Origin of the sequence: Streptomyces vilmorinianum (assembly GCF_005517195.1) — a bacterium.
GTDB classification, from domain to species: Bacteria; Actinomycetota; Actinomycetes; order Streptomycetales; family Streptomycetaceae; genus Streptomyces; species Streptomyces vilmorinianum.
In genome coordinates, this window is sequence record NZ_CP040244.1 from 7,172,343 (window position 1) to 7,195,119 (window position 22,777).

Here is a 22,777-nt window from a genome sequence, read left to right on the forward strand (position 1 = left end):
AGCCAACTCCTCGCTGATCAGGGGAACTTCAGGGCCTGACTTCGTAGACCGCGTTGACCGGGGTCTCGGTGGCGCGCCGCCAGCGGGTGAAGCCGGCCTCCTCGGCGATGGCGCGGAAGGCCTTCTCGCCGGAGTGGTTGCCGAGTGCGTGCGGGCCGCGCTGGGCGACCGCGACGGGCAGGCACATCACGGCGGACAGGGCCATGAACATGCGCGCGGCCGGGGTGTTGGTGTCGATGTCGGCGGGCGAGACGTTCGACTCGACGAGCATCCAGGTGCCGTCCGCGTCCAGGGACTTGTGGACGTGCTGGGCGGCGGCGACGGGGTCGCCCATGTCGTGCAGGGCGTTGAAGAAGCAGACCAGGTCGTAGCCGGTGCCCGGGTAGTCGTCGGCGGAGGCGACCTCGAAGACGACCCGGTCGGACAGGCCGGCCTCCTCGGCGAGCTGCCGGGCGATCGTGATGGCCTCTTCGGAGTAGTCGAAGCCGTGGACGGTGGCCTGCGGGAACGCCTTGGCGATCAGCAGCGTGGTGTGGCCGACGCCGCAGCCGACGTCGGCGACGGTGCCGCCGGCGGCCAGCTTGTCGGTGACCTCGTGGAGGGCGGGCAGCCAGTCCGGTACGAGCTTGTGCTCGTAGGTGGGCTGGAAGAAGGAGCCCATGCCGGTGTCGAGGGCCGCGTCGTGCTCGGCCCAGCCGACGCCGTCGCCGGTGCGGTACGCGTCGACGAGCAGGTCCTCGGTGGCGTACAGCGCCTTGAGGGCGGTGAAGAACCCGGCGGCGAAGGTGACGGCCTCGGGGTCGGCGAGGACCTCGACGTGGTCGGCGGGGAGCGTGTACGTGAGAGAGCTCGGGTGGCGCTCGACGTATCCGGCGGACAGCTGGGCGTGCAACCACTCCTCGATGTACCGGGGGTTGGTGCCGGTCTTCTCGGCGAGCTGCCCGGAGGTGAGCGGGCCGTGCTCGGCAAGGGCCTTGTAGAGGCCGAGCCGCTCGCCGAGGGCGACGGTCAGGCCGCGCACGGCGGCCCCGGCGTCGGTGATGACCTTCTGGTGGAAGTCGTGCGCGCTCATGCGGGTATCTCCTCTCGGGTCGGGGTACGGCGGCCGGCCGTCCTGGGCCTCACATGGGTCGCTTGGCTCATGCGGCACACGCGCCTCACGCAGTACACGCACCTCACGCGGCTGCCCCCGAACCCGTGCCGGACACCGCCGGCAGGTCGCACGTGAAGAGGAACGACCTCGGGACACGGGGCACGGAACGCGGCGGGACCGGGTAGGGCCAGCGGTCGAAGTCGGCGCCCTCCTCTCCGGGCTGCCTGACCTCGCGTACCTCCCAGCCGCCGTCGGCGAGCAGCGCCTCGGGCTCCTCGGTGCCGAAGAGCCACGGGTTGCCGTCCTCCTTCAGCGCGCCCAGGAAGGGGCGGGAGAGCGGGTTCTCCAGGGCGGCCTTGGAGATGACGTCGCCGAGCAGTACGGAGCCGGGCGCGGCGTGCGCGGAGAGCGTCGAGATGAGGGTCCGTACGGCCTGTTCGGGCAGGAAGAACAGCAGCCCCTCGACCACCCACAGCACCGGCTCGTCGCTCTTCCAGCCGGCCTCCTTGAGGGGGCCGGTCCAGTCCTGGGTCAGGTCGACCGGGACGGTGATCCGGGTGCGGCCGGCCGGGAGGGGCTCCTGGCCGAGCATCTTCGCCTTGGCCTCCAGGAGGGCCGGGCGGTCGAGCTCGTAGACGGTGACGCCGTCGGGCCAGGGCAGGCGGAAGAAGCGGGTGTCCATGCCGGCGGCGAGGAAGACGACCTGGCGTATGCCGCGCTCCTCCACCGCCTTGACGACGGCCCGGTCCAGGTAGGTGGTGCGGATGGCGAGGAACGGCACGGTGCCGGCCCCGGCGTAGCGCTCGAGCAGTTCGAAGCCGATCCGGTCGGCGACGGTGCGCGCGTAGGGATCGGCGAACAGCCGGTCCTCGCGCTCGGTCTCCAGGGCGCGCGCGGCGGCGGTCCACTGGGCGGTGCGGGATACGGCCTCCACAGGAGGTCCCCCTTCACTTGGTGGGAAAAGGTACGGACGGCCGTGTTCAGGCACTCACGCGCGCACAGGCAACGGGGTCCTCGGCCGCGGGCATCGACGACAGATGCTCGGCCTCGGTACCGGCGGGACGGCGCCGGAAGATGCTGTGCAGGATCATGCTGAACACGGCCGTCCCGTCGGTGGTCACCAGCGTGCACCGGGGTTTCACGGTGCCGGTGGCGCGGTTGAACGGCGACGGGGTGGAGCCGAGGATCTCCACGCGGGCGGTGAGGACGTCCCCGGGTCGTACGGGACGCAGATAGCGGACCTCGTCGATGCCGGGCGAGCCCATGCAGGCGCTGTAGGCGAGCAGTCCGTCCACGTAGCGCCGCATGAACATCGCCTGGGTGTGGAAGCCGCTGGCGATCAGTCCGCCGAACTGCGAACCGGCGGCGAGTACGGGGTCCGTGTGGAAGGGCTGCGGATCGAAGCGCCTGCCGAACTCCAGCACCTCTTCCTCGGTGACGGTGACGGTGCCCAGTTCATGGACGTCGCCGGGCCGGAAGTCCTCGAAGTAGCGCATCCGCGCCCCCCTTGACCTAAAGGATGGTCGTTCCCTGGCATCACCCAATCTACGAATTGCTCATTTATTTTGTCAACCCAAAAGAAGACTCATGTGGCCCCAGTCGCCCGGCTCTTCACCGCCGCTGTCGCCGAGCGCCCGCTCGAAATCCCCCCACAGGTCCTCGACGTCCTCGATGCCGACCGACACCCGGACGAGACCGGCCCCTATGCCGGCCGCTTCCAGCGCCTCGGCGTCCAGCTCCCGGTGGGAGGTGGACGCGGGGTGGGTCACCAGCGTCTCGACCCCGCCGAGGGAGAGCGCGAGCCGGGCGATCCGTACCCGCTCGATGAAGGCCCTGCCCGCCTCCCGCCCGCCCGTGAGCTCGAAGGAGAGCAGCCCGCCGCCCCCGGAGAGCACCTTGCGGGCGGTGTCGTACGAGGGGTGGCCCGCGAGCCACGGGTAGTGGACGGCCGTCACGTCGGCGCGCGAGGCGAGGCGCCCGGCCAGGACGGCGGCGTTGGCGCAGGTCTCCCGCATCCGCAGCGGGAGCGTCGGTATCCCGCGCAGCGTCAGCCAGGCGGCGAACGGGTCGGCGCAGGCGCCCAGTTCGACCGTGCGCGGCCAGACCGTACGGCGCAGCGCGTCGTCGGCGAAGACCGCCGCGCCGCCCAGCACGTCCGAGTGGCCGGAGAGGTACTTGGTGGTGGAGTGGACGACGATGTCCGCGCCGAGCTCCAGGGGTCGGCACAGGACGGGCGAGGCGAGCGAGTTGTCGACGAGGGAGGTGACCCCGAGGCGCCGGGCCGCCGCCAACAGGCCTGGGAGGTCCGCCACTTGGCCGGTCGGATTGGCGATGGTCTCCAGGACGAGGAGCCGGGGCTCGCGGACGGCCGCTTCCTCGAACTCGGCGACGTCGTCCCCGGAGACGTACGTGACCTCGATCCCGTAGCGCGCCGAGAGGTCGGAGAGGACCGCGTAGGTCCCTCCGTACAGACATCGCTGGGCGATCACCCGGTCTCCGGGCCGCAGCAGGGCGAGCAGCACACCGCTGATGGCGCCCATGCCCGACGCGAAGGCGATGGCTCCGGCGCCGCCTTCGAGCCCGGCGAGGGTCTTCTCCAGGGCCCGTACGGTCGGATTGCCGCGCCTGCTGTAGACGTACGGGCCGTCGGGTCCGGCCATCGCCTCGGCGAGGGCGTCGGCCGAGTCGAAGGCGAAGGCCGAGGACTGCACGAGGGGCACGGTCAGCGGCCGGCTGCCGGCGGCCGGCGGCTCGTTGACGACGTGCACGGCCCGGGTACGGATGTCCATCTCTTCTCCTTCTCTGCGGAAAAGGGGCCGCCCGATGTCCGGGACGGACATCGGGCGGCCCCTTGGGAACACGCGGGTGCGCGCGGGTCACACGGAGTCACACGGAGGCCTTCTCGCCCTGCTGCGGGGCGGGGGCGGGGGACTCGGAGGCGAGGGCCTTGTCGCTCTTCATGACGAGGAGCGTGATGACCCCGCCGACGGCGGCGATGACCGCGGCGCCGATGAAGGCGGCCGAGAAGCCGTCGGTGAGGGCCGGGAGGTCGCCGAGCTGGTCGGCGCCCTGGGACAGGGCGAGCGCGGTCAGCGCGGCGAGGCCGAGGGCGGAGCCGACGTTGTAGGTGGTGTTGACGATGCCGGAGGCGAGACCGGCCTGCTCCTGCGGGGCGCCGGACATCGCGGCGATCATCGCCGGGATGTAGGCCAGGGACATGCCGAGGGCGGCGACCAGCGAGGCGGGCAGGACGTCGACGAGGAAGGTGCCGGTCGGCGGGACGGCCGCCAGCCAGACCAGACCGGCCGCGAGGACCAGCAGACCGCCGGCGATGAGCGGCTTGGCGCCGAACCTGCCCATGAGGCGGGCTGTGATGGCCGTCATGAAGATCATCAGCAGCACGGTCATCGGGAGCAGCGCCGCACCGGAGGCGAAGGCGCCGTAGCCGAGGACCTGCTGGAGGTAGAGGTTGAGGAAGTACCACATCGGGATCCACGCGGCACCGAGCAGCGTCATCGCCAGGTTGGCCGAGCCGAGGCGCGGGACCCGCCACACGCTGAGCGGCATGAGCGGCTCGCGGACCGACTTCTGGATCACGAAGAACAGGCCGAGGAGGACGGCCGCGCCCACCAGCTCCAGGATGGTGGCGGTGGCGCCCCAGCCGACCTCGGGGGCGCGGACCACGGCGAAGACGGCGAGCGCGAGACCGGCGGTGACGGCGACGGCGCCGAGGATGTCGACGGAGCCGCGACGGGAGGCGACGTCCGGGAGCAGCTTGGTGGCGGCGAGGGTGGCGAGGCCGATCGGGATGTAGATGATGAAGACCCACTGCCAGCTCATCCACTCGGTGAAGACACCGCCGAGGAAGACGCCCGCGGTACCGCCGGCGGGGGCCGCGGCGCCGTAGAGCGCCATCGCCTTGCCGAGCTCCTTCGGGTCGTGCATGAAGAGCATCATCAGCAGGGTCATGGCGGAGGGCGCGATCAGCGCACCGCCGACGCCCTGGACGGCGCGCCCGACGATCTCGACCCAGGCGGTCTGCGCGGCGGCGGCGACGACCGAGCCGGCGATCATGATCGCCCAGCCGGAGACGAAGATCCTGCGGGCTCCGACGAGGTCGGAGAGGCGGCCGCCGAGGAGCAGCAGACCGCCGAAGACGATGACGTAGGCGTTGAAGATCCACTGGAGCTCGCTCTGCGAGAAGCCCAGGTCCTTCTGCATCTCGGGGAGCGCGACCCCGATGATCGAGGTGTCCATGATGACCATGAACTGGGCGGCGGCGAGCACGACAAGTGCCCACCAGCGCCGGGGATTGACGGTTGACATTGCCCTGCTCCTTCACTCGGTTACATACCCCTAGGGGGTACCTCGCGGAGCACCGTAACATACCCACGGGGGGTATGTAAGAGTGAGAGGATCCCCTCATGACCACCGATGCGGACCACGACCTCCTCGCCCGCTGGACCTCGACGCTCCTGGCGGCCCGCTCGGGCCGCGAGGGCCCCGACCCGGCCCCGTACGGCCGGAACCTGCTGGCCCGCTGGGCGGAGCCGCAGCGCAAGTACCACACGGTCGACCACCTTCGGGCGGTCCTCGAACGGATCGACGAACTCGCCGAAAAGGGCGGCGAGGGCGGGGAGTTGGAGCTGGTCCGGCTGGCCGCCTGGTTCCACGACGCGGTCTACCGCCCGGACCGCTCCGAGAACGAGGAACGCTCGGCGACCCTGGCCGAAAAGGCCCTGACGGAGGCGGGCCTGACCCCCCACGAGGTGGCGGAGGTGGCCCGCCTCGTCCGCCTGACGCTCACCCACGACCCGGCGGACGGCGACATCAACGGCGAGATCCTCTGCGACGCGGACCTGGCGATCCTGGCGAGCGCCCCGGATACGTACAGGGGGTATGCGTCGGCGGTCCGCGAGGAGTACGCCTTCGTCCCGGACGCGGCATTCAGGGACGGCCGCGCGGCGGTCCTGCGCCAGCTCCTGTCCCTACCCCGCCTGTTCCACACCCCGTACGGCGCGGCGGCCTGGGAGGAACGCGCCCGCGCGAACCTGGAACGGGAACTGGCGGGCCTGACGGCCTGAGCGGTCGGGGGGATTCCCGCACCCCGGAACGACGGAGCCGGCTGTGCGTTCGCCGTCATGCGGACAGAATCAGGGCTTGCCCGACACAGCCAGGTCAGGGGCCGGCCGGGTCCGGGCAGTCGATCAGCGTGCGGGGCCACACGCCCTTGTTGTCGACAAACTTGCCACTGTAGAACTCTTGGTGGTGCTTGGAAATGTAGTACTCGCCGCGACAGACGACGGCGCCGGCTTCCCTGTCCCGGACGACCTGGATGGTGAAGACTTCCCGGTCCCCAACCCCCTTGTCGATCCAATCCCAGATAGCGGCGGTGGCGATCTCGGCGGTGGCGCCTTCCAGGAGGAGTTCGACGACGCGGTCAGTCTCCTTGATGACCGTGTAGCGAGGCGCCTCAACGGTGGAGGGCGCGTCGCTCCGCTCGCTGCCACCGCACGACGTCAGGGTAAGGAGAGCGAGCGACGCGACGGTGACGCTGGTGGTGTGCTTGAGCATCGGGTCAGCCTCGCGGATCGTGCGAGCGATGTGGAGGTCTGTAATCCTCTTGTAAGAATGAGCGAGCCGGAGTGACCACGGGGTCACCAGCCAGAACACGATTGCATCCCGCTGCCCCTCACCGCCTCCACGAACACCCGCAGCGCACCGCCGCCGACCGCGACGAGCCTCTCCGGCGCTTTACTGTCGCGCAGCCGCACCGTTCCGTCAGGCGCCAGTGCCACGCAGACGCAGTTGGAGCCGTCAGGGCTATAGGAGGACTTCCTCCACTGATACGTGGGCATTTCGCGCCCCTCCTCACATCTCACGAGCGATCCGGTGGATGAAGTCCCGCGACTCGGGCGGCTTGAGGGCTGACGCCTCCAGCCGATCGAGCACGGACCGAAACTTGATCAGCTGAGCTTCAGCGTCAAGGAACTCGCAGCCGAAGTGGGTGTCGACCTGGACGGTGTCCAGCTTGGGCACCGCACCCGATACGTAGTCGATGGGCTGCCCCGTGCCGGGAAAGGCGCCGCTTCCGAAGGGCAGCACCCGAACGGAGATGTTGTCCCGCTCGCTCATCTCAACAATGTGCTCCAACTGCGCCCGGGCGACCTCCTGTCCCCCGAAACCCATGCGCAGCGCGGCCTCGTGGATCAGCGCCGTGTACTGAATGGGTCGAGACCGGTAGAGGATCTGCTGGCGCTTGATGCGGTGGGACAGCCGATGCTCCGCCTCGTAGGGCAGCAGAGGGGGGGCCACCTCCTTGAACAGGGCTCGCGCATGGTCCGTGGTTTGCAGCAGGGCCGGAATGTGGATCACCAGAGCGACGCGCAACTCGGTCGCGTGATGCTTCAGTTCGGCCAGATCGACCAAGGCGGCCGGCAGGTGCTCCCGGTACTCCTCCCACCAGCCTCGGGTCCGCCCACCGGTCATCGCACAGAGTGCCTCGATCAGCGCCTCGTCCGCGCAGTCGTACGTGCGGGCGAAGGTGCGCACGCGCTCGGCGCTCACCGGATAGCGGCCCGACTCGATGCTACTGACCCGCGCCTGGCTGATACCGAGGGCCGTAGTCGAGTGATCCAACTCCACCTCCCCACAGGAGACTTCCGTGACCACCGTATCCCCGCACGCCCCCTGGTCGAACGCCCTCCACCTCCCCCACGACCCCCGCGCACCCCACATCGCCCGCACAACCCTGCGCGCCGCCCTCGCCGGCCACGGCATGACCGACCGCCTCGACACCGCCGAACTCCTCGCCAGCGAGCTGATCACCAACGCCTACCGCCACTCCCACGGACCCGCCATGCTCCGCCTGCGCCACATGGACGGCGGCTGGCTCCGCATCAGCGTCTGGGACACCAACCCGACGATCCCGGCCCCGTTCAACCGGCCTCCCGGCGCACTCCGCGCTGTCCCCACCCACCCGACCGCCGACAGCGACACCGGCCGCGGCCTCCTGCTCGTCCAACTCTGCGCCGACAACTGGGGCGGCTACCCCCTGGGCGACGACCTCTTCGGCCGCGGCGGCAAACTCCTCTGGTGCGAACTCGCACCCCCACCGGACTTCGCGCACGCCGCCTGAGATCCACTCATGCCAACTCCAAGACCAAAGCGGGACACTGGCCGTGGCACCTCGTCCGAAGAGCACGTTGGGGACCTGGACCGCTCGGTAGCGTCCGCCCCCCTGATGTTCGCCTCCCCACGTAAGCACCACCAATGCCGGTAGCCCCGACACCCCGGCCAGGGAGCGAAGCCCCCCTACCGGCGAAGCTGTGGAACCTTCAGCGCCACTCGGGAGCCCTCGAGGCCGTCTTCGGCGAGACCGGACTGTGTCCTGGCGCTCCCAAAACTCTGTCACCCCAGCCTTTCAAACCCAGCGTCGACTACTGCCGTCAGGTATCCCAGAGTGCCGCAACCGCCCCCACTGGATTCGTCTCCGATGGGGGCGGCTTGCTCACTTCCGAAGACGCCGGGCAGCACCCTCAGAAAGGAAATCTCCAAATTCGAGAAATCGATTCGAAACTGTTGGCGCCGCTCATGCACCCTCTACGTCGAGTCGCTCCGCTGCATCGAGCATGTACTGCGGCAGCTTTGAACTGGCTGCCAGCACTTCGATGCCAATGAGGCACCCGTTCTCGTCGAAGTCGAGGTTGATCATGCCTCCGACTTCGACCGGATCGCAGGGATACATGCGTGCCACTTTCGGATGCGCTTGCGGATCAGCGAAGTAGACGTACGCAGCGTTCGCCTTCTGGTCGTATGTGATTCGGACGTCCGCCATGGTCAGCGCCCTCCCTGGAGGCGGTTGATGTATGACCTGTCCACATTGGTCATCACCGTGTTTATGTTCCCATCGACGGTCTTGGCGACGAACACCTTGGAATTGGGATCGCAGTAGCCCATCTTCCATTGATCATCATGATGATAGGAGAAGGGCTCTCTCCTAAGAACGGCTTGAGCATCCTCTGCCGAAACCCCACGCTGTTCCAGACGCTGCATTGCGTGACGCGTGAAGTCATCAGCCGGATTGGCAGCCTTAGGGACCGCCCTGGGTGTGATGTCACCGATGCCCTCACATGTGCACGAGTCGGCGTGCCCCGGGAAATAGCCGCCACAATTGTGGACGAGTACCGGCGTGGCGCCTGCCAGCACATAGTACGTGTGCTACGCACCCCACCCCCACCTGCGTTTTCGCAGGTCAGCGGTGGTTTCGTGCTCCGCTGGCGTCCGTGGCCGTGCCCTGGCGTACGCGCTTGTTGCCGTCAGCGGTATAGACCACCGATCGAGCTACGGCAGGAGTGTCAGCGCGGGAACGTGGGCGGGCTTGACGACGCTGAAGTGCCGCCGGTCGAGGGTGGCTACCCGGTCCACGCCGAAGCGCTCGGCCACCGCGATGACCGAGGCGTCGACCCCGCCGAGCGGGAAGTCGGCGTACTGGAGGACCAGCTCACCCATGCGCTTCAGGTCGGCGGGAGTGAGGTGGACCAGCTCGAATGTTCCCCGTGCGACCTCGGCGAGGAACGCCGCTTCGACCTGGGGCCAGCGTTCCAGCAGCCAGCAGACCTCGGTCATGACCGGGCTGGGCAGCAGACGGCGGCCGGTCAGCGACGTCAGCAGGGAGGCGCACTCCGGGTGGCGCCGGTCGGCCGCGTTGAACGCCGCAGCCAGGGGTCCGGTGTCCAGGACCGTGGCGATCACGCCGAGTCGCCGAAGCGCTCGCGCATCCGCTCGCGGATGTAGTCGTCGTGCCGTTCAGCCAGATCCTCTGGGCCGTTCACGCTGCCGATCAGGGCGAGCAGCCCGGCCGGGACCGACTCCTCGTCCTCGTTCGCCTCGACTGCCGGCAGGGACTGAGCGACCTGGGAAAGTTCCTCGTCCTGGGTGACAAGCAGGCGCAGGCGTCGCACCTGGGTCGGGGTGAGCCGGTCCACCAGGTGGTGCATGTCCTCGTAGTCGTATGCAGCGGTCACGCCAGCAGTGTAGGACGACCCTGCGGCCTGGGGCAGCTGGATCGACAGAGGTTCACCCCCGCTGGCGTGGTGCCGGCCACCGCCCCCGGTGAGCCTGCGCGACGCATGTGAAGGGTCGGCCCCCTGGTCGGCCCTTGCCTGCGATCCGGCCGTAGGACGGTCGTAGGCGATAGCTTGCTCCGCCAGGAGCCCGGCTCAGGTCATCCGGCAATCTGGCTGATTGCCGCTTTCGCAGCCCAGCTACCGTTTCGGCTCGGTCCTCCGGTGGCGCGTGATCGCGGGAGTAGACGGCGGGGTTTGTCGGCGACGGCGGCCAGCCTTGGCGGGCGGGCCCGCCTTGAATCTCGTAGAGAAAATCTGAACGCACGCCCCCGGGTCATGCTTGTCCGGTCCTGAGCCACGCGGCACGGGTGGGTCAGCGGCCCCGCTCGTCGCTGCCTGACTCCAGGGCCTCGATGCGGCCACGAAGGTCGGCAATCTGCTGAGCGGCCTCGGCCATCGCACGTTCCAGCGCCTCGACGCGGGCCGTCGTCCCGATGGCGGGCACGGTCGCCTCGGGGGCGTCGAGGTCATCAGCGTCGCGGTCGGCGTGGTCGTGGTGGGCGACGAAGGCTCCCTTGCCGGGGCGGGAGACGGCCCACCCCTCGTGCTTCAGCAGGGCCATGGCCTTCTGCACGGTCAGGCTCGACGCCCCGAACTCCCGCATCAACACGGCCTGCGTGGGCAACGCATCACCGGGCCGCAGCCCACCAGAGCGGATGAGCTCGCGCACGGTCTCAGCGATGACCTCGAATGTCAGCGGTACCCCGCCGGCCGCCGGCCTGCGCCCGCGCCGCGTCGTCACCACGCCTGCGACCCCGCTCTCCGTGCCCACTACCAGCCAATTCCGGCCCGTCCAAACCGGGAAACCGGCCCCACACTACCCGCGTCCCACCACCCACAGAAAGGAATGAGGAGGGATGCACTTGAATGTGCCAGTGGGGCGATGTTAACGTCACGCACCCGCCGGTGATCACCACCGCGCCCCGCCGACCAGGCCCCGCCGGCCCCGGCCTCCGCGCCCAACTTCGAGGCGCCCCGTTCCCTGTGAGCCGATCACCTCGGCCTGCCCACCGTCACGTCGTGCTGCTTCCGCACTCCCGCCGAAAGGCCCTGTTCCGCATGCCCACACAGCTCCAACTCCCGTACCCGGCAACCGTTCCGACCGCCTCGCGTCCGTCGCCGGCGTTCACCATGCCGAGCAGCCCGGCGGACGTCACCGCCTCGGCGGCAGGGCGGTCGGCGCTGGAGCGCCGCGCCAGGCTCACCGGCAAGCTGGCGAAGCTCGCCGCCACCGACCAACTCGCACCCCTCGCACGACAGATCAGCACGCTCGGCGGCTGCGCGCACCCGATCCGCCTCACCGGGCACCGAACCCGCCTGGACAGCGCGACGGGCGAGGTCCTCGACCACTTCGACTCCGGGCAGCTCCCAGCGGGCGAGCTGCTGGTCCGCTGCGGCAACCGCCGCGGCACCCGCTGCCCCGCCTGCTCCACGGTCTACCGCTACGACACCTACCAGCTCATCGCCGCCGGCCTGCGCGGCGGCAAGACCGTCCCCACCAGCGTCGCCGCCCACCCGCGCGTGTTCGCCACCCTCACCGCACCTGGCTTCGGGCCCGTCCACAACCAGCCCGACACCGGCCGCTGCCACTGCGGCCACACCCACCCCGACAATGACCAGCTCCTCGGCGCCCCGCTCGACCCCGCGCGCTACGACTACGCGGGCGCGGTCCTGTGGAACGCGCACGCCCCGGCCCTGTGGGCCCGCTTCACCACCCACTTGCGCCGCGAAATCGCCAAAGCCGCTGGGCTCACGCAGCGGGCCCTGCGCCACTACGCCACGCTCTCGTACGCCAGGTCGCCGAGTACCAGAAACGCGGCCAGGTCCACTTCCACGCCTCATCCGCCTCGACGGACCCACCGGCCCCGGCAGTCAGCCGCCCGCCTGGGCAACCACCCAGCTCCTCAACCAGGCCGTCCGTGCCGCCGCCGCGCGCACCCGCGTCCACCACGCAGGTAAGCCCCAGGACGAAGGCCGCAGTGGGTGGTTGGTGTTCCGGTTCGGGCGGCAGGTCGATGTCCGGGCGATCCGCGGCACCGACTTCACCGGAGACGGCCCGGTCACCGAGCGGCACGTCGCGGCCTACATCGCCAAGTACGCCACCAAGGGAGCCGAGACGACCACCGGCACCCTCGACCGGCGCCTCCGCTTCCTCGCAGAACTCGTCACGCACGACATCACCGACCACGCCCGCCGCGTGATCCACACCGCCTGGCACCTCGCCACCCACGCCCAGCACGCCCACCTTCGCCTGCGCCAATGGGCCCACATGCTCGGCTTCCCAGGCCACTTCTCCACCCGCACCCGCAACTACTCCACCACCCACGCCCACCTCCGAGCCGAACGCACCGCCTGGCGAATCGGCCGACACGACGCCCAGACCCCCGCCCCGACGTCGGCGTCGGCGTCGGCGGAGACGCAGGCCGGTCAGACAGGCGGCAGTCCAATCGGTGACCGCGCCGGACACTCCATTGACCTGGCCGCCGGTCACCGTCTCGGTCACGGCAACATCGCCGGTCAGCGCGTGGGCTCGGGCACGACGCTGGTCATCTCCCACTGGCAGTACGCCGGAACCGGCCTCCTGCCCGAACTCGAACACCTCGCCGACCTCCTGGCCGCGACGTGGCAGACCCGACCCGAGCAACCGACCCGAACCCGACGCTCGAAGCGCTCCGGTGACCGCGCCGGTCAGCCGGTCGGTCACTCCACTGATCGGCTGTCCAGTGCTGTCCGGCCTGGGGCCGCCGCGTGACCGCCGGCACGGAACTGCTGACAGTTCCCCAGGTCATGGCCCGCCTCCAGCTCGGCCGCTCCGCCGTCTACGACCTGCTCCGCACCCGCCAGCTCGCCTCCATCACCCTCGGCCGCGCCCGCCGCATCCCCACCCACGCCCTCACCGACTTCATCCGCACCCGCCTCGACCAGGAAGCCGCCGCCTGATGACCACACCCCGAGACACCCCCGCCTCCCGCCGAACCCGCGCCAATGGCGACGGAACCGTCTACCAGCGCAAGGACAGCCGCTGGGAAGCCGCCGGATACGTCCTCGCCGCCAGCAACACCCGCAAGCGCATCCGCGTCTACGGCACCACCCGCAAGGAAGCCCTCGCCAAGCTCACCGAGAAGATCGCCGCCAGCAACCGCGGCCTTCCCGTCCCCTCCGCGCAAGGCAGCGTGGCCGCGTACCTGACGTACTGGCTTCAGAACGTCGCCGTCTACCAGCTCCGGGAGAAGACCCACGCCCGCTACACCACCTGCGTCAGCCGGTACCTCGTCCCCGGTCTGGGCAAGAAGAAGCTCGCCAAACTCTCCGCCAAGGACGTCCGCACCTGGCTCAACCAGCTCCGTACCACCTGCCAGTGCTGCACGCGCGGCATCGACGCCCGGCGTGATGAGCCCCGCTGCTGCGCCGCTGGCCAGTGCTGCCACAAGCTGCTCTCCCCGCTGACGCTCACCTACGTCCACTCCGTGCTCAAGTCCGCCCTGGAGCACGCCGTGCGCGAGGAAGAGATCCCGCGCAACGTGGCCCGCAACGTCCGCACCGGCACTCCGCGGCCCCGCCGCTTCGAACCCCTCACCGCCGAAGAAGCCCGGCAGTTTCTCACCGCCGCGGAAGGTCACCGGTTGCACGCGCTGTTCGAACTCGCCCTCCACACCGGACTCCGCAAGGGCGAACTCCTCGGACTGCGCTGGGAAGACCTCGACCTCGACACGGGCACCGCCGCAATCCGCCGCACCCTTCAGCGCACCACCGCAGGCGGGCTCACCACGCTGCCCACCAAGACGCGGGCCTCCGAGCGCCGCATCGCCCTCCCCACCCGCTGCGTCCACTCGCTGAAGCTCCACCACGAGCAGCAGAAGACCGAGCGTGAGGCCGCGGGCACCACGTGGCAGCACGACGGGCACGTGTTCACCACTGCGCAGGGCCGACCGATCGACCCGACCAACCTCACCCGCACCTTCACTACACTCCTCCGCAAGGCCGGCCTCCGCCGCATACGCTTCCACGACCTCCGCCACTCCACCGCCACCCTGCTCCTGGAACAGGGCGTCGAACTCGTCGTGATCAAGGAACTCCTCGGCCACGCCCACATCGGCGTCACCGCCACCGTCTACGCCCACGTCAGGCTCCGCCTCCAGCGCGACGCCATCGACACCCTCAGCACTGCCCTCGACAGCCCGGTGACCGTCATGGCGGCCAGTACCGATGGCGGCGAACCGCCGCCCTGCGCCGCCCCCGTCCGCTGACGTTGCCGTCAACTACTGCCGTCACCCCACACAGAAGCCCCGCCAGGACACACCTGGCGGGGCTTCAGATTTGCACAAGCGTACTACTGCACAGGGCTCAGCACCTGGGCCGGATCGACTCCGGCGGGCCGCTCCGTGACGTTACGGCCATCTACCGCTCGGAGGTCCATAGTTGACGGTCAGGGTTGCGGCGTACTCGTCCGGAACGGTCCGCCCCGCGAAGGTCAGCGGGAGATACGACTCCAGTGCGCCTGACACCTCCAGGAAGGGCCCGAACTGCGCGCGCCATTTGTTCCGTGCGGCCACGTTCGGAAAACCCCGGAAGATTGCAACCTCGGGATCCCTTTCACCCCAACACCCCCACTTTCCGGAAGGTCCAGTCACAGCGATGACGTTCGCAGAGATCGCGATCGACCCCATGATGTCGCCGTCCGGCTCATGACCGATCGCCGCCCAGTAGTCGTCCACGTCGGCCTCGACGGGCAACGACAACGCCGGGTACATCCGATACTCCGGGAGGTAGAACGCGTCGCAGTCCGGCTCAAGAACCAGCAGTTCGACGTGCCTGTCACCATGCCACCGGGCCATCGTGCAGAGCGCCGGCCAGAATTCCGGGGTGAGGACCGCATCGAACTCACAGAACAGCGAGTCCTCCGCACCCTCCTTGAAGACCTGGCCAGGCAGCCTGGCATCAAGATCGAAGGTGGCTGCGCTACGGGAGCGAACATCCAGATAGCCGTTGCGATCGATCACTATCGAACCCGCCTCTGCCATTAGTCCTCACCCAGCCTGATCTTGATGTCGGCCTTCTTGGACCCCGGATTGTAGTAGTCAGCCGTCCACCCCTCGTGGCTGTTCGCCTTCCCGCGAAGGAAATACCTTGCCCCATCCTTCTCGTACATGATGTTCGGGCCCTTGTCGGTGCGAGCCCACCCATTGGCCTCAAGGTTCTTTCCGAACTCCACGGGACCGACGTCCGTCGACTTGTTCAGCATGCGGGCGCCAGGACTAGTGATGTCCTCATATTTTGACGCGGTCGGACAGTTGCTGTTGTGAACGAGTACCGGAGTCTGCCCCGCCAGCACATAGTACGTGTGGAGGTCCGCGACGGTGAGGTTGTAGGTGTCCTGGCGGGCTGCGTAGGAGCGTGCAGCGGCGACGGTGACGGTGGCGCCGGTGTCAGTGCGAAGGGTCATGCCCGGCTTGAGCTCGCCTGCGTCGAGCCAGGCTTGGTCCGACTCGGACCAGAAGGGGTGGTGGTCCGTCGTCGCGATGATCTCGGCGCCGTCCTCCGTGGAGACGGTGAGGTCGACGTAGGACTTGTCATCCTCGGTGAGAATCGTGGCAGTCACCGTCTTGGCGGTGGTCTCGCCCGTCTCGGGATCGGTTGCTATGACCTCGTCGCCGACTTGCAGATCCTCGATGGGTTTGATGGAGCCGTCGGCCATCAGGACTTTGGTGCCTGCGACGAAGCTGTTTACCGGGCAGGTGCCCGGACCCTTCCTGGAAGCCGATCCCACGTCAAGGAGCTTGTCCCCCTTGCGGGTTACGGTGGCGAATTCACCAACGATGGGGATGATGCCGACGAGGCTCCAGCCTGCCTCCGTCCAGTTTCCTTCTGACATATAGAGGATGGCGTTGGCTACGTCGGCAGGGCCCCCGGCGCCTGGAACAAGTCCCACCGCGTCCAGAGCCAGGTGCATCCCCTCGCTGTCGTATACCTTGACGGGATTCCACCCGCCGACCGTGCCCTCCTTGCGACTCCCGGTCGACTTCACTTCCTGCCGGACTGTGGCGTGGTCGGTTCGCCCCTTGCGCGGGTTGTACGTGCCCTTGACTGTGACGGTGGTGCGGAACTTGTTGTTTGTCGTGACAGCCGTCTTGGTGGAGTTGTAGATGTACTCTCCGTTGCCTCCCAGGTAGAAGTAGTCCTGCTTGTAGGTGGTGGTGTTTCCGTTGCTGCTGCTGCAGCCTCGCTCGCAGTCGCCTATGGGCCGCAACCCGTCAGGGTCGGAGAGCGTGACGGGGCTGCCGTTGGCGTACGTGTACCCGTTCATCTGGAGCGGGTCGGTGATGTCGATCAGCGGGTCGGCGGAGATGAAGCGGCCCGTCGTCGAGTCGTATTCGCGGGCGCCGATGTGGGTCAGGCCCGTCGTGGGGTCGTCCGTTCCGGTGCCGAGGAACGTCTGGCGGCCGGGCCACTTCGTGGGTTCGGTGCCTCGGGGGTTGCCGTAGGGGTCGAAGGCGCGGCGGGTGAGGGGCTGGCCTTCGGACTGGTCGACGGCGACCGTCGCGGTGTTGTGGTGGTCGCTGAGCAGGACCGTGAGCTTGTGGCCGGTGGTGCCGCCCTGGGTGGTGCGGACCGTGGTCGGGGCGCCCGGGTGCGTGTAGTAGCGCTCGGCCCGCAGCGGGGTTCCGCTCGTGGTCGCGGTGATCTGGGCGTCCGGCAGGAAGAGCGTGCGCGTGGTCGCCGTGGTCTCGATCAGGCGGTTGCCGCCGGCGTCGTAGAGGTAGCTCGTGGTGTCGCCGGGGTTCCACTTCTGCTGGTCGCTCTGGTTGCAGGCGGAGAGCTGGAGGTCCTTGCCGTCGGTGTAGTCGGCGTTGGGGACGTCGACACAGGCGCTGGCGGCCTGGTTGAACAGGGAGGCGTCACCGGGGCGGTGAGTGAACTTCTGCGCCTCGCCGCCGTTGCAGGTGGAGAGCACCAGATTCATGCCGCTGGCGGTGGCGCACTTCCCGAGGGCCTTGAGGGCGCCGTCGACCAGCCGCCACTGCTGCGCGGCGGTGCCGTTGCACGTGTAGAGCTGGATCGGGGTGCCGTCGGCGGTGCTGCCGCTCTGGACGTCCAGGCACTTTCCGGACGGGCTGACCAGGGCGCCCTTGCCGTTGGCGAAGCCGATGGCCTTGGTGAGCTTGTTGCGGCGGTCCCATTCGAGCACCTGGGTGTCGCCACCCGCCGTGATGCGTTCCGTGGTGTTGCCCGACGCGTCGTAGCCGTAGCTCTGGCGGAGGGTGAAAGTCGATCCCTCGATGACCTGCTTGCTCTTGATGTCGGTGAGAGTGTGAGGCTGCGCCGTCGTGGGGGGCTGGGTGCCGTTGTTGGTTTCCGTCCGGCCGTAGGTGTACGCGTACTCCTCCGCCGGCTTGACGCCCGTCGGGTCATGGACGGTCAGCTTGGTGCGGTTGCCGATGGCGTCGAACTCGTACGACTGCCAGTAGCCGCCGCCGTTGATCCCGGGCGAAACCTGGGTGGCGTTCGGTCCGTCGCCCTGGGCACCGGAGGCCCTGGGGCATCCGGTGGTGCCCGTCCAGGCGTGGACCAGGCGGCCCATGGGGTCATAGGCGAAGCACTGCTGGTCGATCGCCGCGGTCGACTGCTCGTCCTTGATGGACGTGACGTTGCCGACCGTGTCGTAGCCGTACGTGAGAGTCGAGATGCGCGAGTTCGGGATGGTGGCTTCCCGATCGCTCGTCGTCCCGGTGAGACGGCCGGTGTTCGCGTCGTAGTCGTTCGTGGTCCAGATCCGGCGAGGTGCCTCGCCGGAGACCGTACGCAGCACTTCGCCGAAGGGGCTGTAGGTGGTGCCGCCGGTGTACCAGGCCAGTCCGGAGGTGGTGAGGGGCGCGCCCTCACCGCTGTAGCGGGTGATGATCTTCTCCGCCGCCAGGCCGCCCGGGGTGGCCGGAAGCGTCACGGACTGGGGCTTCCCGGTCTCGGTGTACGTGTTGGCGTACGCGTACGTGCCCGCGAGACCGGCCGTGGCGGTGCCGCCCGGGATGGTGATCTTCGTCCCCGTGGGTCGGTATTCGGTGTCGTACCCCGTGACCTCACTCGTGTACGGGGCGCCGTCGTTGTAGCGCGTGGAGGCGACGGGGTAGCCCAGGGCACCCGGCAGGGTGTCGTACGTCCACTTGGCGACGAGGGGGCCGGTGGCCGAGTCGTCGTGCAGCTCGGTGGTGCGGCCGAGTTCGTCGTAGAGGGTGTGCTGGGTGCGGCCGAGGGTGTCCTCGGACCAGATCTGCTGGTCGAGCTCGTTGTAGCCAAAGCTCGCGGCCCCCATGTCGGGGTCCGAGGAGGCGATCAGCCGGCCGCGCACGTCGTAGGTGTACGTCCAGTTGTTGCCAGCGTGGTCGGTGACCTTGGCCAGCTTGCCCCGGGGGTCGTACGTGTACTGGGTGTCGATGGTGGCCGCGGGGCCGGTGACGTTCGTGTAGTGCTGGACCTTGACCGTGCGGCCGAGGGCGTCGGTCTCGGTCCTGACGGCCCGGCTGCCCGACAACGGGGTCGTGCCGTCCTCGACCGAGATGGCGGTGCGGGCCAGGGTCCAGTCACCGCCGTACTGGACGGTGCTGGAGTGCTGAGGGTTGCCCTCGTACAGCGTCGTGCTGCGCACGGCGCGGCCGAGTCCGTCGTAGGCCGTCTTGGTGGAGTTGTGGATGTCCGAGAGAGACAGGGGGACGAAGACCTCGGCCGTCGGCTCGTTCTCGGCGAGGTAGCCGTTCCACGTCTCGCGGACCGTGCCGCTGGAGTTGTAGTGGGTGTCGGTGACGATCCGGCCGCCGCCGAGCGCCTCGGTCTGCGTCTGACGGGGCCTCAGCAGACCGTCGTAGAGGACGACCGAGTCCTCGTAGGTGCCGTTGTCCCGCAGAGTCCGGGTGGTGACCGCCGGAACCTTGCTGTTGCTGATCTGGTAGTCGAAATAGACCGATGCCTTGGAACTGCCCTGCCGCGAGGGCGACCAGACGGCCGTGACCCGGCCCAGGTCGTCGTAGGTGCTCGTGACCTTGCGATTGTTGGGGTCGGTGGCCGACAGGACCGAGCCACGGGCCGGGTCGAGGGTCGAGATCCCCGTGTGGGTCTTGGCGTTGGTCGTGGTGACCTGGAAGGCCGGACCGGTGGTCGGGCTGTAGGCGGTGGTGGTGGCGTTGCCCTTGGCGTCGGTGACCTTGAGGGCGCGGCCGAGCGCGTCGTACTCCGTCCGCGCCGAGGTGATCCAACCGGTGCCGTCACCGGAGACCGTGTCGGTCTGGAAGGGGAGACCCTTCGTCGGCGCGGTACCGAAGGCGTTCAGAGCGTCGTAGGACGTGCGGCTGTCGGAGATGATCCCGTCACCGGTCACCAGCGGCGCGACCGTGCAGGGGCCGACCGTGGTCCGGACCCGCTGGGGCAAGCCAATGAGGTTCTTGATGGTGTTGTGGACGTACATAGGCTTCGTGCAGGACTCGTTCGCCCTCGTGGTGCCGTCCGTGCCGAGGGTGTACGAGTACGTGGATGTCGGGAGACCGTACGTGTCCTCGTACGTCGTCTCCGTGCGGGCGGTGCGCTTGCCCGTGCTGACGGTCTCGATCGCGTCGCTCCGGACGGTGCTCGTCCGGTAGGCCTTCAGATCAGGAAGGCCGTCTCCGCGCACCCGCGTCGCCATCGTCTTCACGTACGGCCAGGACAGCTGGCGGGCGTGGACGGTGCCACCCGTCCCCGCCATGGTGTACGTGATCGTCTCTGCGACACGTCCCTGGTAGGCGGGCAGGTCCTCACCCAGGGTCTCGGTCCCGGTCGAGTCCTTGATCATGACGGTCGCGCGGCCGGCGTCCCCGGACATGCCACGGAAGTAGCGAGTCTGGGTCTTGGACTGCACGGTGGCGTCCGTACCGCCGGTGTTCGCGGTCTCTCCACGCGTGACGGTGACGCTCGCGTAGCCGCGCCACTGGTTGTAGGTGCGCAGTTCCGGCTTGGAGAACTCGTCGGTGGCCTTTGCCCAGGCACCGCCGCCCTCATAGGTGTACGTCGTGACGACGTCCGGCTGGCGGGTAGCGCGGTCCTTCTCGACGACGCGGTCGACGACGTACTTGTTGAACCACTCCAGCGGCGGCTTCTCCAGGTCGGGGTCCGGTGACCAGTGGACGGGGAAGCAGCGGCTGGTGTTCGCCTCAGGTGTGGGGTGGGTGGTGCCGACGGGGCACGGGTCGGAGTATTCGACATAGATGTCGCCGCCCGTCTCCGTGCGGATCGTCTCCACGCGCAGTCGGTCGAAGTCCGGAGTGGCGTCCGTCGTGCTCGTGGCGACGCGGTTGGGCATGTCGATGACGTTGGGGACGAAGGACACCGCGGGGAGCGGGGTGCTCGTCTGGTTGCCGTTCTCGTCCTTGGTGGTGCCGTACCCGGTGCGGGTGATCGACTCAAGCCACAGCGGCGGGTGGGTGTCGGTGCGCTGCTTGGGGAACGACTGCTTCAGGTTCCAGGTGTCCACGAGCGAGAGCGCGGTGGAGCCCGGGGTGCGCTGGCCGTACGTCTTGACCGACCTGAGCATGATCCGGCTCCAGAAGGTCGGAGCGGTCACGTAGCAGTCGGGGACTCCGACCTTGCAGTGCAGCGTGGAGGGTGTGTCCCACCAGGGCTGCTTCTCCTCGTAGTTCTTGGACTCGAACTCCGCGAGGGAGCAGGATGTCGTGCCCTCCCTGATGCAGCGCTCGTCGACCGCGAACTCGACCTTGCCGGCCGGGGCCCCATCGAGGTTACCTGCGCGCAGACCGTACAGGATCTGGGTCGGGTAGCCATCGCGGACGTAATCCACCGCTTGCTTGAACTTGCCGTTCTTGGCGTAGCGGTTGGTGTCCTTCTTCCAGTCGATGATCATGGCGTTGCCGTGGACGTCCTCGACGTAGTCGAGGTTCCAGCGCCATGCCTGGGTGCAGAAGGAAGCGGCGTAGGTGGCCTGGTGGCAGGGCTCGCCGGTGTGGTTGCCGAAGACGGGGACGGTGAAGGCCGAGTTGGTGACCGCTCGGGTGCCGCTGCCGTCGACGTCGTTGCGGCCGAAGTAGTAACGCGTGCCGTCCCGGGTGGTGACCCTCCAGTACTCGCCGTCGTACCCGCCGGTCTGCTTGGCCTTGGCTGTGTCGTCCTTCGCGAGATACTCGACCTTCGCACCGTCGTCGTTGGCCGGCACCCACTTGCCCGTGGCGTCGTCGCGTACGAGCTCGGTGGTCGAACCGCCCAGGGACAGAACCAGGTTGTCGCTGGCCCAGCACAGGTCCGACTTCTTCTTGTCGGTCGCGTTGTCGTTGTTCGGGCTGTTCTTCCGGTCCTCGGAGCAGGAGCGGTAGCGCCGCTCGACGAACCCGGGGTGGTAGTCCCAACCGTCACCGATCCAGGACGCCTGGCTGTTGGCGACCGACGTCTTGCCGTCCACGGACTGGGAGGAGTACGAGAACGCGATCTTCGGGGCCGGTCCGGCCGGCGGGGCAGGCACGGTCAGGGGGTAGCTCCAGGAGAAGCCGCCTCCGCTGCCGCCCGCTGTCCAGGAGCCGGACGGGGAAAGCGAGGTCGCCTTGTACGTGCCGCCCGCACCCGACGCGGAGTCGGTGGCGGCCAGCACCACAGAACCGCCTCCGGCCTGCGTGGACAACCCCTGTACCTGCCCCGCGGCAGGATCGATGGTGGCCCGCACTGTGCCCGTCGCAGGATCGTTCGTGCTCGGCACCTCCACCGGAGTGGCGCATTCCTCGAGCTCGGGAGTGGTGAGGAAACACTCGGGAAGCTGCGTCAGCTCCAGACGGGAGGCCCACTCAGTGCCGTACAGGTCCTCGAACGTGCCGTAGTCCAGCTCGACATCGACTGGAGTAGCCCCGGTCGATGGGGGAGTGACCTTAATGATCGCACCGTCGACGCCCGCGGATTCGGTAGCTTCCCGCGCTTCGACGCTGACAGCCCAACTACCCGAGGGCGCCGGCGGAGTGGGTTCCTCCGCCGTCGGGGTCGCCTGGCCGAGTTTCACCGGGAGGTCTTCGACCTGGAGTAGCTGATCGCCCGCCTGGTCGAGGCTGACCGAGCCCGCATCCTGGGCCGGCGGCGCCACGGCGGTGGGGTTGTACTCGGCGGGAGGCTCGACTGGCGCGCCCGACCAACTGGTCAGTTCGTCGATCTTTGCCTGGTCCGCGGCTGCCTCGTCGGTCTCCTGCAGCGCGGGCAGTTCGACAGCGTCGGGTTTCGGGTCGACCGGCGGCAAAGCCCACGCCTGCGTCGGTAGCAACGAGAAAGCCACGAGCGCCGAAAGCACGACGCCAACTCGGCGCACTCCACGTCTGGCGAATCGGAACCCGCCCGGCCGCGTTGTGCGTCGGCTTCCGCGTGCGGGCAGGCGGAACGGACGTCCCTTACCGGACGAGGACATGAGACCCCCACTTCCACCGCCGAACAGACCAGAGGATCCATGCGCACGGGGAAAAACGATGAATAGCCAGCAGATTGTGCAGGGCACAGGCACGGAAAATCCACATGTAGCCCACATGCGTGGCGTCCATCACAGGAGCAA

General features: G+C 68.7%; 19 protein-coding genes and 1 pseudogene. 5 read left to right on the top strand and 15 right to left on the bottom strand.

From position 1 onward, the window contains the following. Window positions 1-28: 28 nt before the first annotated feature. From FDM97_RS33400 to FDM97_RS33420, 5 genes are all read right to left on the bottom strand, one after another. Entirely contained in the window at window positions 29-1,072 is a 1,044-nt protein-coding gene (locus FDM97_RS33400; RefSeq protein WP_137994214.1) for a class I SAM-dependent methyltransferase, read from the bottom strand. Window positions 1,073-1,175: 103 nt separating this feature from the next. Beyond that, window positions 1,176-2,027, bottom strand: a complete 852-nt coding sequence (locus FDM97_RS33405) for a class I SAM-dependent methyltransferase (protein ID WP_137994215.1) — start codon at window positions 2,025-2,027, stop codon at window positions 1,176-1,178. A gap of 46 nt (window positions 2,028-2,073) precedes the next feature. Further along, window positions 2,074-2,589: a MaoC family dehydratase gene (locus tag FDM97_RS33410; RefSeq protein ID WP_137994216.1), complete on the bottom strand. Its 516-nt coding sequence runs from the start codon at window positions 2,587-2,589 to the stop codon at window positions 2,074-2,076. 72 nt (window positions 2,590-2,661) lie between these two features. Next, window positions 2,662-3,882, bottom strand: coding sequence for a trans-sulfuration enzyme family protein (locus tag FDM97_RS33415; RefSeq protein ID WP_137994217.1), 1,221 nt, complete (start codon window positions 3,880-3,882; stop codon window positions 2,662-2,664). 97 nt (window positions 3,883-3,979) lie between these two features. Beyond that, window positions 3,980-5,419, bottom strand: coding sequence for an MFS transporter (locus FDM97_RS33420; protein ID WP_137994218.1), 1,440 nt, complete (start codon window positions 5,417-5,419; stop codon window positions 3,980-3,982). A 98-nt stretch (window positions 5,420-5,517) separates the two neighbouring features. Between FDM97_RS33420 and FDM97_RS33425 the strand changes: the two genes are divergently transcribed. Continuing rightward, a complete protein-coding gene (locus FDM97_RS33425; protein WP_137994219.1) occupies window positions 5,518-6,177 on the top strand; it encodes an HD domain-containing protein in 660 nt (219 codons plus the stop codon). A 94-nt stretch (window positions 6,178-6,271) separates the two neighbouring features. On the opposite strand, the gene FDM97_RS33430 is transcribed toward FDM97_RS33425, so the two are convergent. From FDM97_RS33430 to FDM97_RS33440, 3 genes are all read right to left on the bottom strand, one after another. Beyond that, window positions 6,272-6,667 (bottom strand): hypothetical protein, encoded by a 396-nt coding sequence (locus tag FDM97_RS33430; protein WP_137994220.1) that lies wholly within the window; start codon window positions 6,665-6,667, stop codon window positions 6,272-6,274. A gap of 83 nt (window positions 6,668-6,750) precedes the next feature. Further along, window positions 6,751-6,951: a DUF397 domain-containing protein gene (locus tag FDM97_RS33435; protein WP_137994221.1), complete on the bottom strand. Its 201-nt coding sequence runs from the start codon at window positions 6,949-6,951 to the stop codon at window positions 6,751-6,753. Window positions 6,952-6,964: 13 nt separating this feature from the next. After that, the gene (locus FDM97_RS33440; protein ID WP_254705839.1) at window positions 6,965-7,732 is read right to left on the bottom strand and encodes a helix-turn-helix domain-containing protein; all 768 of its coding nucleotides are present in this window, start codon (window positions 7,730-7,732) and stop codon (window positions 6,965-6,967) included. Between the two features lie 25 nt (window positions 7,733-7,757). Between FDM97_RS33440 and FDM97_RS33445 the strand changes: the two genes are divergently transcribed. Further along, on the top strand, window positions 7,758-8,231 hold the full coding sequence (locus FDM97_RS33445) for an ATP-binding protein (protein ID WP_137994222.1): 474 nt from the start codon (window positions 7,758-7,760) through the stop codon (window positions 8,229-8,231). 453 nt (window positions 8,232-8,684) lie between these two features. Here the strand turns inward: FDM97_RS33445 and FDM97_RS33450 are convergent, their stop codons facing one another. The 5 genes from FDM97_RS33450 to FDM97_RS33470 form a co-directional block, all read right to left on the bottom strand. Further along, window positions 8,685-8,930 (bottom strand): DUF2283 domain-containing protein, encoded by a 246-nt coding sequence (locus FDM97_RS33450; protein ID WP_137994223.1) that lies wholly within the window; start codon window positions 8,928-8,930, stop codon window positions 8,685-8,687. Window positions 8,931-8,932: 2 nt separating this feature from the next. Next, the gene (locus tag FDM97_RS33455) at window positions 8,933-9,301 is read right to left on the bottom strand and encodes a DUF4258 domain-containing protein (RefSeq protein ID WP_137994224.1); all 369 of its coding nucleotides are present in this window, start codon (window positions 9,299-9,301) and stop codon (window positions 8,933-8,935) included. 135 nt (window positions 9,302-9,436) lie between these two features. Continuing rightward, entirely contained in the window at window positions 9,437-9,847 is a 411-nt protein-coding gene (locus FDM97_RS33460; RefSeq protein WP_137994225.1) for a type II toxin-antitoxin system VapC family toxin, read from the bottom strand. After that, complete coding sequence (locus FDM97_RS33465) at window positions 9,844-10,119, bottom strand: hypothetical protein (RefSeq protein WP_254705840.1); 276 nt, start codon at window positions 10,117-10,119, stop codon at window positions 9,844-9,846. The genes FDM97_RS33460 and FDM97_RS33465 overlap by 4 nt, the downstream gene beginning before the upstream one ends. A gap of 415 nt (window positions 10,120-10,534) precedes the next feature. Next, on the bottom strand, window positions 10,535-10,966 hold the full coding sequence (locus FDM97_RS33470; protein WP_137994226.1) for a winged helix-turn-helix domain-containing protein: 432 nt from the start codon (window positions 10,964-10,966) through the stop codon (window positions 10,535-10,537). A gap of 467 nt (window positions 10,967-11,433) precedes the next feature. On the opposite strand from FDM97_RS33470, the pseudogene FDM97_RS33475 reads away from it, so the two are divergent. The 3 genes and pseudogenes from FDM97_RS33475 to FDM97_RS33485 form a co-directional block, all read left to right on the top strand. After that, window positions 11,434-12,802, top strand: a pseudogene (locus FDM97_RS33475) (replication initiator); the annotation flags it as partial. 167 nt (window positions 12,803-12,969) lie between these two features. Next, the gene (locus FDM97_RS33480; RefSeq protein WP_137994227.1) at window positions 12,970-13,161 is read left to right on the top strand and encodes a helix-turn-helix domain-containing protein; all 192 of its coding nucleotides are present in this window, start codon (window positions 12,970-12,972) and stop codon (window positions 13,159-13,161) included. Continuing rightward, window positions 13,161-14,468 carry a tyrosine-type recombinase/integrase gene (locus tag FDM97_RS33485; RefSeq protein WP_137994228.1) on the top strand — a complete coding sequence of 436 codons (1,308 nt, stop codon included), beginning with the start codon at window positions 13,161-13,163 and terminating at the stop codon, window positions 14,466-14,468. The genes FDM97_RS33480 and FDM97_RS33485 overlap by 1 nt, the downstream gene beginning before the upstream one ends. Window positions 14,469-14,609: 141 nt before the next feature. On the opposite strand, the gene FDM97_RS33490 is transcribed toward FDM97_RS33485, so the two are convergent. Both FDM97_RS33490 and FDM97_RS33495 read right to left on the bottom strand, forming a co-directional pair. Then, window positions 14,610-15,221 carry a hypothetical protein gene (locus FDM97_RS33490; protein WP_254705841.1) on the bottom strand — a complete coding sequence of 204 codons (612 nt, stop codon included), beginning with the start codon at window positions 15,219-15,221 and terminating at the stop codon, window positions 14,610-14,612. Window positions 15,222-15,241: 20 nt separating this feature from the next. Further along, window positions 15,242-22,471: a polymorphic toxin-type HINT domain-containing protein gene (locus tag FDM97_RS33495; RefSeq protein WP_254705842.1), complete on the bottom strand. Its 7,230-nt coding sequence runs from the start codon at window positions 22,469-22,471 to the stop codon at window positions 15,242-15,244. Between the last annotated feature and the right edge of the window lie 306 nt (window positions 22,472-22,777).